10 protein-coding genes and 1 pseudogene are annotated in these 15691 nt (G+C 56.2%); 7 read left to right on the top strand and 4 right to left on the bottom strand.

Features of this window, described 5'->3' with window-relative positions:
- Nucleotides 1-2 precede the first annotated feature (2 nt).
- Nucleotides 3-1880 (bottom strand): amidohydrolase, encoded by a 1878-nt coding sequence (locus FOV68_RS11145; protein ID WP_022624300.1) that lies wholly within the window; start codon nt 1878-1880, stop codon nt 3-5.
- A 287-nt stretch (nt 1881-2167) separates the two neighbouring features.
- Here FOV68_RS11145 and FOV68_RS11140 point away from each other — a divergent pair, with 287 nt between their 5' ends.
- Genes FOV68_RS11140 through FOV68_RS11120 form a run of 5 tightly spaced genes read left to right on the top strand, consistent with a single transcriptional unit; the run spans nt 2168 to nt 9365 of the window.
- The gene (locus FOV68_RS11140; RefSeq protein WP_010670331.1) at nt 2168-2860 is read left to right on the top strand and encodes a hydrolase; all 693 of its coding nucleotides are present in this window, start codon (nt 2168-2170) and stop codon (nt 2858-2860) included.
- 59 nt (nt 2861-2919) lie between these two features.
- Nucleotides 2920-3141, top strand: a complete 222-nt coding sequence (locus FOV68_RS11135; protein ID WP_033773924.1) for a XapX domain-containing protein — start codon at nt 2920-2922, stop codon at nt 3139-3141.
- Between the two features lie 2 nt (nt 3142-3143).
- Nucleotides 3144-3398, top strand: coding sequence for a XapX domain-containing protein (locus FOV68_RS11130; protein WP_143990852.1), 255 nt, complete (start codon nt 3144-3146; stop codon nt 3396-3398).
- A 43-nt stretch (nt 3399-3441) separates the two neighbouring features.
- Nucleotides 3442-3825, top strand: coding sequence for a response regulator transcription factor (locus tag FOV68_RS11125; RefSeq protein ID WP_010670332.1), 384 nt, complete (start codon nt 3442-3444; stop codon nt 3823-3825).
- A complete protein-coding gene (locus FOV68_RS11120) occupies nt 3825-9365 on the top strand; it encodes an AAA family ATPase (protein WP_143990851.1) in 5541 nt (1846 codons plus the stop codon). Before FOV68_RS11125 ends, FOV68_RS11120 begins: the two co-directional genes overlap by 1 nt.
- Before the next feature lie 29 nt (nt 9366-9394).
- On the opposite strand, the pseudogene FOV68_RS11115 reads toward FOV68_RS11120, so the two are convergent.
- Nucleotides 9395-10015, bottom strand: a pseudogene (locus FOV68_RS11115) (response regulator transcription factor).
- 821 nt (nt 10016-10836) lie between these two features.
- On the opposite strand from FOV68_RS11115, the gene fdhF reads away from it, so the two are divergent.
- Nucleotides 10837-13809 carry a formate dehydrogenase subunit alpha gene (gene fdhF / locus FOV68_RS11110; RefSeq protein WP_143990850.1) on the top strand — a complete coding sequence of 991 codons (2973 nt, stop codon included), beginning with the start codon at nt 10837-10839 and terminating at the stop codon, nt 13807-13809.
- Nucleotides 13809-14294 carry a DUF1641 domain-containing protein gene (locus tag FOV68_RS11105; protein WP_143990849.1) on the top strand — a complete coding sequence of 162 codons (486 nt, stop codon included), beginning with the start codon at nt 13809-13811 and terminating at the stop codon, nt 14292-14294. The genes fdhF and FOV68_RS11105 overlap by 1 nt, the downstream gene beginning before the upstream one ends.
- Nucleotides 14295-14310: 16 nt before the next feature.
- Here FOV68_RS11105 and FOV68_RS11100 read toward each other — a convergent pair whose 3' ends face one another.
- Together FOV68_RS11100 and FOV68_RS11095 are read right to left on the bottom strand one after the other, a co-directional pair.
- Nucleotides 14311-14721: a GFA family protein gene (locus tag FOV68_RS11100; protein ID WP_143990848.1), complete on the bottom strand. Its 411-nt coding sequence runs from the start codon at nt 14719-14721 to the stop codon at nt 14311-14313.
- Nucleotides 14722-14877: 156 nt separating this feature from the next.
- The gene (locus FOV68_RS11095; protein ID WP_143990847.1) at nt 14878-15648 is read right to left on the bottom strand and encodes a DeoR/GlpR family DNA-binding transcription regulator; all 771 of its coding nucleotides are present in this window, start codon (nt 15646-15648) and stop codon (nt 14878-14880) included.
- Nucleotides 15649-15691: the final 43 nt, after the last annotated feature.

Below are 15691 nucleotides of genomic sequence, written 5' to 3'. Positions count from 1 at the left end.
GATTAAAACGCGAAGCAGCTGCAGCCGAGCGCGCCCCAGAAGGCGTTATCTTCGGCAACCGGAACGCTGGAACCACGGGCGATCTCATGCGAGTGGCGATGAACACCGCAGGGGCCGCTACAGTGGTGCACGGCGGGCATCATACCCGCACGGCTCTGCGCAACCGGCGGGGCGCTGCGATAGTGACCTGGCACATTCACCACCGGCGACCACTCAGGCAGAACCGGAATAGCGGGCGGCGCATCCGCGCTGAACGATCCGGCGGCATAGACAATATTGCCATCCACCACCGTCAGTACTGACTCAATGCCTTTAATTTCCTCTTCCGGCACGCTGAAGAAGTCTTTACTGAGCACGGCCAGATCCGCCAGAAGACCTACCTGAATCCGACCTTTTTTATTTTGTTCGCTGGAGAACCAGGCGCTGCCCTGTGTCCAGAGCATCAGCGCCGTTTCACGGTCAAGGCGGGCATTGACGTCATACATCTGCATGCCGCCCACGGTGCGACCGGAAACCAGCCAGTAGAGCGCGGTCCAGGGGTTATAACTGGCGACGCGGGTGGCATCGGTGCCGAGTCCGACCGGGACGCCGGTTTCCAGCATTTTCTGAACCGGTGGGGTATGGCGGGTGGCTTCAATACCGTAGCGTTCAGCAAAGTATTCGCCCTGGAATGCCATGCGATGCTGCACTGCAATACCACCGCCCAGCTCTTTGATACGATCGATATTACGCTGAGTGACGGTTTCCGCGTGGTCAAAGAACCAGTGCAGACCATTAAACGGAATATCGCGGTTGACCTTCTCAAAGACATCCAGCATCCGGCTGATCGACTCGTCATAGGTTGCATGCAGACGGAAAGGCCAGCGATGTTCCACCAGATGACGCACCACGCGCTCCAGCTCATCCTCCATGCCAGGCGCTAAGTCCGGACGTGGCTCCAGGAAATCTTCGAAGTCGGCGGCCGAGAACACCAGCATTTCGCCTGCGCCGTTGTGACGGAAATAGTCGCTGCCCTGGCCTGGCGTCAGCATGTCCGTCCACTTCTCAAAATCTTCCAGTTCATGACCCGGACGCTGAGTGAAGAGGTTGTAGGCGATACGCAGCGTCATCTGCTTTTTCTGATGCAGTTCAGCGATCACTTCGTAATCTTCGGGATAGTTCTGGAAGCCGCCGCCCGCATCAATGGCGCTGGTCAGACCCAGTCGATTCAGCTCGCGCATAAACTGACGGGTCGAGTTGATCTGCTGTTCCAGCGGCAGTTTCGGTCCTTTGGCCAGGGTGGCGTAGAGGATCATGGCATTGGGACGGGCGATCAGCAGGCCGGTGGGATTGCCGTTGCTGTCGCGCTGGATTTCGCCACCCGGCGGATTCGGTGTCTCTTTGGTGTAGCCGACAACTTTCAGCGCTGCGCGGTTGAGCAGGGCGCGGTCATAAAGATGCAGCACGAAGACCGGCGTATCGGGGGCAGCCTCGTTGATTTCATCCAGCGTCGGCATCCGTCGTTCGGCAAACTGGAACTCGGTCCAGCCGCCTACCACACGCACCCACTGCGGTGACGGCGTGCGCAGCGCCTGCTCTTTCAGCATCCTCAGCGCATCGGCAACCGACGGAACCCCTTCCCAGCGCAGCTCAAGGTTGTAGTTCAGACCACCACGTATCAGGTGCAGGTGGGAATCGTTCAGGCCTGGCACGGCAGTGTGACCTTTCAGATCGATCACTTTGGTGCCGTCGCAGTGATACTCCATCGCCTCTGCCAGTGTGCCTACCGCAACGAATTTGCCATCACGAATCGCAACCGCTTCTGCCACCGGATTGCTGCGGTCAACAGTATGAAATTTGCCATGGGTCAGTATCAGTTCTGCTTTACCCAGCGTAACCATAGATCCTCCTCAACGGGGTTGTCCGACGTAGTGCGGGACAGGAAGTGCCGCAGATAACAGGGCACGAATAAGCCGGATTATGGTGAGCGGGTTAATGCGTCGTCTAGTTATACAGAGGGATACCTATACCTTCGTATAGTTATACGCAGAGATAATAGTTTGCCTTCGCCCGTCGCCCTACACTGCGACCAGACAGCCAGCAGCAGGACGTTAAACCTGCACTGACCGTCCTTTTGCTCCGCGCCAATTGGCGAAAATTCCGTTACATAACCTCTATGGGTGAACGCATGTCCAACGCTAAGCTTGAAGTCCTCACGCCACATAACAGCCAGATTATTTTCATCGACCAGCAGCCGCAGATGGCCTTTGGCGTGCAGTCGATTGACCGCCAGGTGCTGAAAAACAACACCGTTGCGCTGGCGAAGGCGGCTAAAGTCTTCAATATCCCCACCATCATTACCACCGTCGAAACCGAAAGCTTCTCGGGCCACACCTATCCTGAACTGCTGGATGTGTTTCCGGGTCAGGACATTCTCGAGCGCAGCTCAATGAACTCCTGGGATGACCAGAAAGTGCGTGATGCGCTGGCCGCGAACGGCAAGAAAAAAGTGGTGGTGTCCGGTCTCTGGACGGAAGTGTGTAACAACAGTTTTGCGCTGTGCGCAATGCTGGAAGGGGATTACGAAATCTATATGGTGGCGGATGCGTCAGGTGGTACCACCAAAGAAGCGCACGACTACGCGATGCAGCGCATGATTCAGGCGGGTGTAGTGCCGGTGACCTGGCAGCAGGTAATGCTGGAGTGGCAGCGTGACTGGGCCAACCGTGACACTTACGATGCGGTGATGAACATCGCCAAAGAGCATTCAGGTGCCTATGGCATTGGTGTGGATTATGCCTACACCATGGTACACAAAGCGCCGTCACGTCAGAAAAGTGAGCACCGTACCCTGGCACCGGTTCACGCACCGGTCCGCTAAGGGGCATCCTGCTGATCGGCTTACGTCTGACGGTCAGCAGGCATAACAGGAGTCTGGTTATGAATCCTTTACTTCTTTCTCTGGCTGCAGGGGTATTGATTGGCCTGCTTTACGGCCTGCTAAAGGTGCGCTCACCGGCTCCGCCCGCGATTGCGCTGGTAGGGTTGCTGGGGATGTTGCTGGGTGGGGCGCTGGTGCACGCGGTCTTGCCCGCAGAGCATACGACCACCCTGCAGCGATCCGATGCGCCATTTGTTACACCTGTTTCGCGGGTAAGCTGAACATGTTGAAATCCTACATTATTTCTCTCACGGTGGGGCTGCTTGCCGGGGTAATCTATGCCCTGCTCAACGTGAACGCTCCGGCACCTCCGGTTATTGCTTTAGTGGGGCTGTTTGGCATGCTGGTGGGTGAGCAGTTGATTCCGCTGGGTACGCGTCTGTTCCGCCGTCAGCCGGTGACGCTGAAGTGGTTTCGCCATGAGTGTGTGCCAAAAATCAGTGGGACACCGCCACCCGATGGCGATAACCACCCTTAAGTCCTCGCGTGCCGTACGATGAGGCGTTTCAGAGGATAACTGCATGGCGCTGTCACAGCGTATTGTCATTGTGGATGATGAACGCGCGGTCCGCAGTGGACTCAGCAATCTGTTGCATTCAGACGGCTATTCGACCCGATTATTTGAGTCAGGTGAGGCGCTGCTGAGCGATGACGATGCGCTTTCAGAGGTGGGCATGCTGATCATCGATGTCGGACTCAAGGGCATGTCCGGCTTTGAGCTATTCACTATTTTGAAACAGCGGGCAGGTCTGCCACCGGTGATTTTTATCTCGGCAGATCTGGAAGAGACCACCCTGTGGTATGCCATTGCCTTAGGTGCCGTGACTTTTTTGCGAAAGCCGATTGATGTTGATACGCTGCTGACACTGATCCGTTGCGAGTTATCTCAGGGAAAGGTGCGCTGATGAGCATGCTTTCGGTTAATTTTCAGGAGAGTGACGACGCAGGGATCGCGATTGAAGATTTCGACACGCTGACGCCGCTGGCGCAGGATGGCTGTCTGCTCTGGATGCTGGCGCGCCGTCACTCTGGTGAGTCGCTGATAATCGCCACCGGACAGAGTGACGACGTCACGTTTCAGGCGACGCAGCGGCTGAAAAATGAGAGCGCGCTGGCCTCTTATCTTTCGCCCCGCTGGGCCATCACCGCGACGGGCACCACCCGCTACCTCAACCGCTATGCGCTGATCTACCCGACGTTTCCGTTTCGCACCCTGGCGAATAATCTCGCGACCCCTCCCGATAAAATCGCTGACTTCCTGCAGGTTGCACTGCAGCTTTGCTACACGCTCGGCCAGGCGCATCATCAGGGCATCGTGCATGGTGATATCAAGCCGGGCCATTTTTTTATCAGTGATGATGGCCGGTTCCGGCTGGGCGGGTTTGGTCTCGCCTCGCTGGCGGCGCAGTCGGCGGAAAAAAACAGCCTGCGCGTCTCAGGCGGTACGCTGGCCTATATGTCACCTGAACATACCGGCCGCACGCCGCATCCGGTCAGCAGCCTCAGCGATCTCTACAGCCTGGGTGTCGTGTTGTATGAATATCTCACCGGTAAGCTGCCGTTTGGCTCACCGGATGCGGGGGAGGCGGAGTGGATTCATCATCACATCGCCAGCGCACCCCGGCCAGCCGGACAGGTCAGAGAGGATGTGCCGCCGATGCTCTCTGTGATTCTGCTGCGTCTGCTGGCAAAGTCACCTGCTGACGGGTATCAGACCGTGCAGGGACTGATGGCTGATTTACGCCGCTGTCAGGCGACGCTGACCGCAGAAAACACCATTGCGCCGTTCACGCCCGGTCTGCAGGAGCGGTTCAGCACCAGTTTCCGGCCCGAGACACTCTTCACGCAACATCCGCAGGCTCGCGTGCTGCTGACGATGCTGGATGCGGTCAACCGTACCGGCACGCAGAGCCTGGTGATGCTGAGCGGTGCGCCCGGCTCGGGTAAGTCTGCCATTATCGCTTCCGCCCTGAAAACCCTGCAGCACCGACAGATTCTGCTGGCCGCCAGCAAGGCCGATCAACATTCGCCTGCCGCACCTTATGCCGCAGTCGCCTCAGCGTTTCGCACAGTCACGCTTTATCTGCTGGGATTGTCAGCACTGGAGCTAAGCAAATGGCGGGTTCGCCTGTTGCGCTTGCTGGGTGGCTATACCGATTTAGCCATTGAACTGGTGCCTGAATTAAAACAGCTGCTGAATATCCGGACGGTGCAGCCGGTGGTGCGCCATGCCCCGGACGCCCGCGAGCAGTTTAATCAGATGGCGTCTGCGCTTATCCAGGCGTTTGCCACGCCGGGCCGTCCGCTGGTGATGCTGATTGATGATGTTCACTGGGCAGACAATGCCACGCTGCAACTGCTGGAAAATCTGATTACCCGTAATGAGCATCTGCCCTTTATGCTGGTGCTCGCCTTCCGGGAGGGTGAGTCGATGCCCTGTCCGATGATTGCCGGATTTCTGCTGAGGCTCAGAGCGTCAGCGGCACGGGTCGTGGCGCTGACGCCGCAGCCGCTCAGCGTTAAGAGTATCACCCGCTGGCTGGCGGGGATGCTGCATACCCGTCCCGGCGGCAATCGTGAGCTGGCACAGATTATCTTTGAGAAAACCGGCGGTAATCCGCTCTCGATGCAGGAGTTCTTCCGTCAGGCGGTAGATGATGGGGTGATTGTCTATCGCCAGAACCCGCTGAAGTGGCATTACGACAGCCAGGCGCTGATTGCGCGTCAGTACACCGACAATGTGGCGACGCTGGTATTAAATCAGCTGGCGCGGATGCCGGAGGCAACACGTCAGCTGCTGGGTTCGCTGGCCTGTCTGGGGGCCAGCGGTGAACTGTCTTTGTTAAGTCATATCAACGCGACGTCCGTATCGCGGATTCTGCAGCAGCTTGAGCCTGCCGTCAGCGGCCGTTTTATAACCCTGACTGGCGGGAACTACGCCTTTACCCACGACCGGGTGCATAACGCGGCGTTTTTACTGCTCGACCTCCGGCAGCAACACTCTCTTCATCAACAGGCGGCGGCATGGCTGTCGGCCGCGGTGGTAAATGCCGATCACAGTGAGACGCTGTTCCGTGCGGCTTATCACATCGGCATGATTGCTGAACTGCAGCTCAGCGTCGCAGATCGTGAACGCTATTATCCCCTCTGTTTACGTGCTGCGCAGGGAGCGAAACGTGCCGGAGATTATCTCTCAGCGCTGCGCTATCTTCGCAGCGCCCAGCAACTCAGCCAGCGGATGGTGACAGGCAATGACTTTATGCTGAGCATCGATGAGGCGGAGTGCGAGTTTCTGCATGGAAATCTCACTACCGCGCAAAAGCTCTGTACCCGACTGCTGAGTGAGCCAGGCACGCTCAGTGAAAAATCGATGGCAGCCTGTCTCTCTGCTGAAATTCATATGCGTCAGTCCGACAACCATCTGGCGCTGGAAACTGCGCTCGCCTGGCTGGCGGTATTTGGGGTGCATCTCAGGCGTGATCCTGACGATGCGGAGATTGACGCCGCCTGGCAGGCGATCAGGGCGCGGATCGGCGATTCCCCGCAAGCGGCTTTTTCCCACCTGCCACGCAACAACGATCAGGAAACTGAGTCGGTGCTGAACCTGATGGCCAGCACCATTTTTGTCTCGGCCTACGACTGCCCGCAGCTGCATCTGTTGCTGGTCTGCCGGATGCTGGAGATGACGCTGGATCACGGCGTGACCGGTGCTTCTGCTTTTGGTCTCGCCTGGTTCAGCGTGCTGATCAGCGAACGCTATCAGGCCTGGCATTTTGGCTATGCCTGCGGCCGGGTGGCCCGTGAGCTGGTGGAGCAGCACGACTTTACCCGCTATAAAGCCCGCACGCTGCTGCCTCTGGATCAACTTGGGATCTGGACGCAGCCGCTGGATGTCGCCGTGGAGAGTGCCCGTGAAAGTTTTCGCGTTGCGGTGATGCACGGTGATCGATCCTTTGCCTGCCTCTCGTTGCGTCATCAGATCATGAACACGCTGACACGCGGCGATCACCTGGAGTCGGTCATGACCTCCATTGAGCGCGGACTCGCTTTTACCCGCAAAACCTTTTATCCCGATGTCGAGAACGTGCTGGTCATGCAGAAGCAACTGGTGATGCAACTGCGGAACAGCAACGGGTTCAGGGCTGGCGATCGCGATGGCGCTTTGCCGATGGTGGCGGGCAGCGAGCCGGGCGTGATCTCTGGTCCAAAAGCGATGGTGCTGTTCTGGGCGGGGTTGTATCGGGGAATGGCGCATTTCTTTGCGGCAGAATACCGGGAGGCGCTGCGCTGTTTTGCAGAAATTCGTCCGCTGACCAGCGCAGTGCCCGCTTACATCTACCTGATGGATATGCATTTTTACAGCGCACTATCGCTGAGCCTGCAGCCCGGGGCGGCTGACAGCGACACGCTGCGCTGCGATCTGGACAAATTTACGGGCTGGGCCGACCTCAATCCCGGACTGTTTGCTGATAAATATGCCCTGCTCAGGGCAGAATGTGCCCGTCTTGCGGGCAACACGGGCGAGGCGCTGAAGCAGTATGAAAATGCGATCTGTCTCTCCCGCCAGGGGGGATATCTGCACATTCATGCGCTGGCGAATCAGCTGGCTGGCCGCTACTGCAAAGCATTACAGCTAGATACCGCTGCCGATGCCTACGTTAAAGCGTCGATGAGAAGCTGGGAGAACTGGGGCGCGCTGGCGATGGTACGCCAGCTTGAGCAGCACTATCCGCATCTGACCACGCCGATGCAAAACAGCGCGGTGGCGACCATTCCCTTTACGCAGGATGCCTCGTTCTACGACCTGGAGAGTGTGCTGACCGCCGTGCGCGCCCTGACGGAGGAGATCAACCTTGATCGGTTGATTCATACCCTGATGCGCATCCTGCTGGAGCGGGCCGGTGCCCAGCGCTGTCGGCTTATCCGGATTCTGGATGGTACGCTTCCGGAAACGCAGGCCTGGGCAGAAAGCACGGCTGATGGCGTGCGGGTGCAGATTGTCAAAGAGCGCCCCGTCGCAACTGACCTGCCGCTATCGGTACTGGCCGCGGTGATCCGTACCGGTCAGGAGATACGTACTGGCAAGCCGGAAGAGTTCAGTCCGTTCAGTCAGGATCCTTACCTGGTGGCCTCGGGCGCTGCGGTATTATGTGTTCCGATGTTCAGGCAGGCCAATATGGTTGGGGTGCTCTATCTGGAGAATCGCCTGATGCCCGATGCGTTCACGGCTGAGCACTCCCACATTGTTAAAACGTTGAGTGCTCAGGCGGCGGTTTCGCTGGAGACGGCGCGCCTCTACGCTGAACTGCTGGAGGAGAACAACCATCGGCGACGGGTTGAAAAGCAGCTGCGCGCCAGCAAAACCTCACTGATGCTCGGCGAGAAGATCAGTCATACCGGTACCTGGCGCTGGGAAGTGGCAGAGGACATGATGATGGTGTCTGAAGAGTATGGCCGTATTCTGGGCCTGCCAGCCCATCAAAAAGGGTTGTCGATGGCAGATTTTCTGACCCGCGTTCATCCCGATGATTATGAGTGCATCAGCGAACTGGTGACGCACAGCGTCAGTCAGGGACGCAGTATGCAGGCTGAGTTCCGTGTGCTCAGGCCGGATGGCGAATGCCGCTATATCAAAGGCATCGGAGAGCCGGTTGAAAACTTCCCCGAGGTGAAAGAGTACTTCGGCACCATTTCCGATATCACCTCGCAGCGCCAGGCAGAAGATGCCGCGCGCATAGCCCAGGCGGATCTGGCCCGTGTAACGCGCGCCACCACAGTCGGGCAACTGACCGCTTCAATCGCGCACGAAATTAACCAGCCACTGATGTCGATCGTGGCCAATGCCGGTGCCAGCCTGCGCTGGTTAAAGCGTGAACCGGTGATGCTGGAGAATGCCAGCAGTAGTCTGGATGAGATTATCAAAGAGGGAAAACGTGCCGGAGAGATAATTCGTGGCCTGCAGGCGCTGACCCGCAATCATGAATCAAGCTTTGCCTCGGAAAACCTGCATCTGATCGCCCGCGATATTCTGGCGCTCTCCCGGGTGGAGCTGGAGCGACGCGGAATTTCGCTGGAGCTTAAACTGAGGGCCGCAAAGGCGGATATCTATTGCGACCGCGTTCAGATTCAGCAGGTGCTCCTGAATCTGGTGATCAATGCCATCGATGCCATGTCCGACGATTTACCACGCGCGGCGCTTTTGCGGCTGACGTCAGAGAACCCGACCCCGGACACGCTGCGTTTTGAGGTGCTGGATAGCGGCTGCGGCTTGCCGGATGGCGTGCGTGAACGGATTTTTGAGTCGTTCTACACCACGAAGAAAAGTGGCATGGGCATGGGATTAACCATCAGCAAAGGGATCATCAAGAAGCATTGTGGTGAGTTAGGCGCAGAGAACCGGGCGGAGGGCGGCAGCCGTTTCTGGTTCATTCTGCCACTGGGATAATCGTATTGAGGCCAGGTGTCCGCCTGGCCTTAGCGGCGTCGGGTATGATCAATATTGAGCCGCTCTGCCGCCCGCACCAGATCGGTGAGTGACCGCGCCTTCATCTTCTCCATCACCCGCCGCTTGTGAACTTTAGCCGTGATCTCACTAACGCCCATTTCGGCGGCGATCTGCTTATTCAGCAGGCCGCTAATGGCCAGCAGCATGACCTCGCTTTCACGCGGTGTCAGGGTCTGATGTCGCTCAAGTATCTCCCTTCGCTACTCGGAAGAGGCCATATTCTGCCCGGCGATCTGTAAGGCTTCTGACACAGCCTGCAAAATACGATCGGGATCGACAGGTTTAGTCAGAAACTCATAAGCACCGGTTTTCATCGCCCGCACCGTGACCGGAATCGTCCCGAAGCCGGTTAAGAAGATAGTGGGAATGGCGTAGCCACGATCGATCAGTGCCTGTGCGACATCAAATCCATCTGCACCCGGCAGATTAATATCCAGAATCAGGCAACAGGGAAGGGGAGTAAAAGTGTGAGCCAGGAAATCATCAGCCGAAGAAAAAGAGATAACCGTGTAATCGTCGGCGGTGAGCAGATTACGCAGTGCAGCAGTCACAGCAGCGTCGTCGTCAACGATATAAACGATGGGATTCATAGGGACCTCATTTCAGCCAGGTATTTACTGATAATTTAATTAAGCATGACGCGTAGAGAGGCCCTGATGAGAAAGCGTCGGGCAGGGTTAACAGGATATTACCATAACAGTTATCATTATCATCTTATAATTGTCAGCTTGTTAAAATTAAGATAAATGGCTGATAGATATGACTAAAATGTGAGCGTCAGCCTCGGTGAAGTGTGCCTTTATTCTGGCCATCAATGCTGTTAACTGTCATTTAATCGACATAGCTATGCCATAAATTGTTCGCTCACTCACGGTCAGGAGAATAGTCCCGTTTAATAGTTAAAATAATCCATAAACCCGTTATCCAGATTAAATCGTTTCAGCATGATATGTACCGGAATAAGTTAGTGGCGGTACGTAATTAATTCGGGAGTAGTCTGTTAACTTGCGGCGGACCTGATAATTAATTTGCCTGAGGGCAAAACGACGGATTGATAAGCAAGCCGATCCCTGGCCTGTGCCTTAAAGCAGAATAAGATATTGGGCTATATAGTTACAACATACAGTATAACAAATTATTATCGCCCGACTTCACCATTGTGCGGCCATAGCTTATCAACGCGAAGCCTCTGTGCCAGTTTCTCACTATCAGCCGGGTAAAACCTGACCCGTTTTTATCCGGTAAAAAGTCATTACATTTAAAAAAGCCTTGTCTGTCAGCAAGTAACCTCAATAAGCGTAGCGGTATTCATGGCGCGGCTGATAATCCTCACTAAGCTTGTGAGGCAACCCCTTAAATAGAGGGATATTTTCCAGTCGGAAGCTCGTCGCAATATCGTCATGAGGCTTATATGAGTGAAAATTACTGCACCATTCTCTTTAATGGTGAACGGTTAAAAGGGTTAGCTGATCAACCACTAATCGATTTTCTGGATGCTCACGGGAAAAAGCTACCTCATGTCTGTTACCACCCGGCGTTGCCGCCGCTGCAAAGTTGTGATGTCTGCTGGGTGGATGCCAATGGCGAGCGGGTTCGCGGCTGCACGCTCCGCACTGAAGAGGGGCTGGAGGTGCAGAGTGAAGGCAGTGCGCTTAAGGCCGCGCAGCAGGAGGGAATGGATCGGCTGCTCAACCGTCATGAGCTTTACTGTACCGTCTGTGAGCACAATACCGGTGACTGCACGCTGCATAATGCCGTGGCAGATATGCACATTCCGATTCAGTACTATCCTCATCAGCCCAAGCCCTACGCGAAAGATCATTCCAATCCGTTTTACACCTACGATCCTGACCAGTGCATCTTATGCGGTCGCTGTGTCGAGGCGTGCCAGAATGTCGAGGTTAACGAAACACTTTCGATTGACTACACCCAGGCACATCCTCGCGTGCTCTGGGATGGCGGAACGGAAATCGCCGGTTCCAGCTGTGTGAGCTGCGGGCACTGCGTCACTGTTTGCCCGTGCAATGCGCTGCTGGAAAAAACCATGCAGCCTGATGCGGGTCCGTTCACTGCGATGGATGAGGGGCTGAAGCGTCCGCTGATCGACTTTGTTAAAACGCTGGAAAACAGCATCGGCATGGAGCCGATTACCGGCGTTTCGAAAATCGATGTGGCGCTGCGCCAGTCAGAGATCAAACGCACCAAAACCGTATGCACCTATTGCGGCGTGGGCTGCAGCTTTGAAATCTGGACCCGTGACCGCCATATCCTGAAAGTTCAGCCGGTTGCCGAAGCGCCGGCCAACGGCATCTCGACCTGCGTTAAAGGTAAATTCGGCTGGGATTTCGTCAACAGCCCGGAGCGCCTGACTACGCCGTTGATCCGCGAAAACGGTCGTTTCCGGCCCGCCAGCTGGGAAGAAGCTTTGCAGCGGGTAGCCGAAGGATTACAGGGCGTTGCGCAGAAGTATGGTGGCAATGCGATTGGCTTTATCGGTTCCAGCAAGGCCAGCAATGAAGAAGCCTATCTCACTCAGAAAATCGCCCGTTTAATCTTCGGCACCAACAATGTCGATAACTCCTCGCGCTATTGCCAGAATCCAGCCACAGAAGGGCTGTTCCGCACGGTGGGCTACGGCGGCGATGCCGGGACGATAGCGGATCTGCAACAGACCGAACTGATCGTGCTGGTCGGCAGCAATCTGGCTGAGAACCATCCGGTGATTGCTTCGCACATCAAACAGAGCCACAAACATCGCGGTCAGAAATTGTTGGTTGTTGATCCGCGCCGCCATGAAATGGCGGAACGGGCTGACTGCTATCTGCGCATCCGACCCGGCACTGACCTGGTCTGGGCCTCTGCGATGGCGAAATATATGTTTGATCACGGTTATGCCGATGACGCTTTTCTTGCCCAGCGGGTCAACCAGGTTGATGAGTACCGCACCTCACTCGCTCCCTTTACGCTGGCTTTTGCCAGTGAGACATGTGGGCTGAGTGAATCAGAACTGATTGAAGCAGCGGAAATGATCGGCCAGGCGGGTAGCGCCTGTGTGTTGTGGGCGATGGGGATTACCCAGCACAGCCATGGCGCTGACACCAGTACGGCGCTGTCGAACCTGCTGCTGGTCACCGGCAACTATGGCCGGCCTGGCACTGGCGGCTTTCCCATGCGCGGACACAACAATGTGCAGGGCGCCAGCGACTTTGGCTGCCTGAGTAATGTTTATCCAGGTTATGAAAAAGTCACTGACGCCGCAGTCAGGGAAAAATGGGCGCGCGCCTGGGGCGTCTCGCCTGAAGCGCTTTCCGATCGACCTGGTGCAGATAATTTTAAGATGGTGCAGCAGGCCGGTGAAGGTAAAATCCGCGCCATGTACATCACCGGTGAAGAGACGGCGTTTGCGGATGCAGATTCAAACTCTGTTCACTCAGCCTTCAGCAAGCTGGAATTTATGGTGGTACAGGACATTTTCATGTCACGTACAGCCGAGTTTGCCGATGTGGTGCTTCCTAGTGCGCCCAGCATGGAGAAAGAGGGCACGTTCGTGAACACCGAGCGGCGGATCCAGCACTTTTCACCTGCTATGAAACCGCTGGGCGATTGTCGTCCCGATTGGGAGATCTTTACCGATCTCGCCGCCCGTCTCGGTCATCCCTGGTATTATCCAAATCCGGGCGCAATTATGGCGGAAGCCGCTGGCATAGCGGAGATTTTCGCGGGCGTCAGCTACGAGCAACTGGTCGGCTGGCAGTCACAGCTCTGGCCGGTCAGCGCCGGCGGGGAAAGCACGCCGCTTCTCTATACAGAACGATTTAACTTCCCGGATGGCAAAGCACGACTCTATCCGCTGAGCTGGCAGCCGCCCGCGGAGCAGGAGAATTCACAGTATAATCTGCTGCTGAATAATGGCCGGATGCTTGAACATTTCCAGTCGATGAATCAGACCGGGCAGGGTGGCCGCATGATGTCGCTGTCGCCTAATGCCTTTGTTGAGATCTCACCGGAGCTGGCCGCCGAGCGCGCGCTGAACGAAGGAGAGTGGGTACGCATTACCTCGCGGCGAGCATCGCTGGATGTGCCTGTTGTGATCACTGAGCGCGTGGCAGGCAACGTGCTGTTTATGCCGATTCATCACGGCAAAGATGGCGTCAACGCTCTGACTGGCGAACATCACGATCCCGACGTCAACACACCGGCTTATAAAGAGATTGCCGTAAACATGAAGCGTGTCGATCGCCGGTCGCAGCCCAATCCGGTGCCGCTGCACAACTTCCGTCACGGCAGTCGTACGCCGCTGGATCACCTGCCGATAGAGCAAAAATGGCAGCAGGCAGGCTATCGGGAACCGCCTGAACATGTCGAAAAACCGGAGAAATTCTAATGGCAGAACGGATGAAGTATCAGGTTACGCCTGCACGTACCGAGCCGACCGCCCGGGAGGCAATGGATGAGTTAATTGAAAATCTTCACCAGCACGGCTTTCTGCGGCTGGCGAACGATCTGGTTAAATCAAACAGCGAGGTGGGTAAAATTCTGGTCTCGGGCCTTAATCAGCCAGGCACCCAGAGCGCTTTGCAGAACCTTTCGTTGCTGATGATGACGCTGGGCAGCGTGCCGCCAGAACGGTTTAATCATCTATTGTTAGCCGTTCGCGATGCCGCGATGGCCGTTAAACCGGCGCGCGATAATGCCCGGCAGGAAAAAGCCGCGCCGGGCATCCGCGGCATTATCCGTTTACTCAATGATGAGGATTTGTGGCGCGGTCTGCGCCCGATCTTCGCGGCGCTTGAAGTCTTCTCACAACAGATCGACCGTGAAGAGCAGAAGCCGATTACCCGCTTCAGTGGCAAGCCCACACAGGAGTAGTTCAGCCTGCGATCGTTCAGGATTGCGTGGGGGTGTAGAGCAGATGACCGGCTACACCGCCCGCGCCGCCATCTTTTGGATGATTGATACCATCGGAGACCGGGACATCGGTGAAGTCAAACGGCGAAACCCCCTCAAGGCAGGCGACATTCACTCCGAACTGATCGGGCTGTGAGCGACTCTGATGAAAGGTGTAAATGCCGCAAACGGAACAGAAGTAGTGGCCCACCTCTTTGCTGTTGAATCGATATTCGGTGAGTTGCGCTTCGCCCCGGGTCAGCGCCACTTTTGTCGCAAACACCACCACCGCGCCGCGCATCCGGCAAAACGAGCAGTTGCAGCGGCGCACCGTATTAAATCCATCCTTCAGCGTCACCCTGTACGCCACCGCGCCACAGTGGCATTGTGCTGTTATTTCATTTTGCATCGTGATCTCCTGTGTAGTGAAACCCGCCAGCTTTCAGCCTACGCCAAACCCTGGGATTTGGCAGCTTCGGGGACGGGTTTGTCGACTATTAGTACAGCCAGGGCAGGGTGCATTCATCGGGTTCGGCTGCGACACGATTTATTCAATCACCCCGTATCAGACTGTGATAAGCGTCATCTCTTCCGCTTCAAACGCCTTAAGCAGTTCTTTATCGAGCTTCTCTTCCACGACGAGCGTTGAAATTTCACGGCATTTCGCCACGCTGAATCGCGCCACGGCAGGGATTTTATCCGCGGTCAGCCCGACAATGACCTGATTGCTTTGCGCCATTGCGACTTTCTTGAATTCGCAATCCGCATAGTTAAAACCGGTCAGACCGGCCTCCGGGCTCATGGCGCAGCCGCCAATAAACGCCTGATCAAACAGAATGCCCTGGATCTGGTTGATCGCGGTTTGCCCGACCGCGCCGCCGGTACTTTTCTGTATCTGCCCGCCCAGCATAATCACCTCCGCGACAGGATGGTTGATCAGTAGCGCAGCAATATCGGGCGCATTGGTGACGACGGTGATATTCAAATCTGGTGATAGCGCCTGTGCCAGCGCCAGATTGGTCGCACCGGCATCAATAAAGATGCAGCTATTGGCTTTCACCAGGCTGGCACAACGCTGCGCGATCAGGGCTTTTGCTGCATGATCGTGAGCTTTCCGGCTGACAAAACTGCCCGTTTCCTGTAGCTGTAACACCGCACCGCCATAGACCTTTTTACATAAACCCTCTTTACTGAGTTCATGGAGATCGCGGCGGATAGTGTGCTCTGACACGGCCAATTGCCGTGCAAGGTCAGCGCAAACCACCCGTCCTTTGTCCTGCAATATCTCACGAATCAGCCCTTGTCGCTGCTGCGGGAAAGCTGCATAATCGAGCATATAAACCTCAAAAAGTTCACAATCGAGCTATAGTGAGCATAAT

This window comes from Pantoea sp. paga (assembly GCF_007558755.1).
In the GTDB taxonomy this organism is placed as follows: Bacteria; Pseudomonadota; Gammaproteobacteria; order Enterobacterales; family Enterobacteriaceae; genus Pantoea; species Pantoea agglomerans.
Note: the sequence above shows the minus strand (reverse complement) of the source record. Positions and strands in the feature narration are given on the sequence as shown.

What these genes read in the sequence shown, in the direction of transcription:
- FOV68_RS11120 (WP_143990851.1), top strand. Translation starts at nt 3,825, where the DNA reads ATGAGCATGCTTTCGGTTAATTTTCAGGAGAGTGACGACGCAGGGATC.
- fdhF (WP_143990850.1), top strand. Translation starts at nt 10,837, where the DNA reads ATGAGTGAAAATTACTGCACCATTCTCTTTAATGGTGAACGGTTAAAA.
- FOV68_RS11130 (WP_143990852.1), top strand. Translation starts at nt 3,144, where the DNA reads ATGTTGAAATCCTACATTATTTCTCTCACGGTGGGGCTGCTTGCCGGG.
- FOV68_RS11135 (WP_033773924.1), top strand. Translation starts at nt 2,920, where the DNA reads ATGAATCCTTTACTTCTTTCTCTGGCTGCAGGGGTATTGATTGGCCTG.
- FOV68_RS11095 (WP_143990847.1), bottom strand. Translation starts at nt 15,648, where the DNA reads ATGCTCGATTATGCAGCTTTCCCGCAGCAGCGACAAGGGCTGATTCGT.
- FOV68_RS11105 (WP_143990849.1), top strand. Translation starts at nt 13,809, where the DNA reads ATGGCAGAACGGATGAAGTATCAGGTTACGCCTGCACGTACCGAGCCG.
- FOV68_RS11125 (WP_010670332.1), top strand. Translation starts at nt 3,442, where the DNA reads ATGGCGCTGTCACAGCGTATTGTCATTGTGGATGATGAACGCGCGGTC.
- FOV68_RS11100 (WP_143990848.1), bottom strand. Translation starts at nt 14,721, where the DNA reads ATGCAAAATGAAATAACAGCACAATGCCACTGTGGCGCGGTGGCGTAC.
- FOV68_RS11145 (WP_022624300.1), bottom strand. Translation starts at nt 1,880, where the DNA reads ATGGTTACGCTGGGTAAAGCAGAACTGATACTGACCCATGGCAAATTT.
- FOV68_RS11140 (WP_010670331.1), top strand. Translation starts at nt 2,168, where the DNA reads ATGTCCAACGCTAAGCTTGAAGTCCTCACGCCACATAACAGCCAGATT.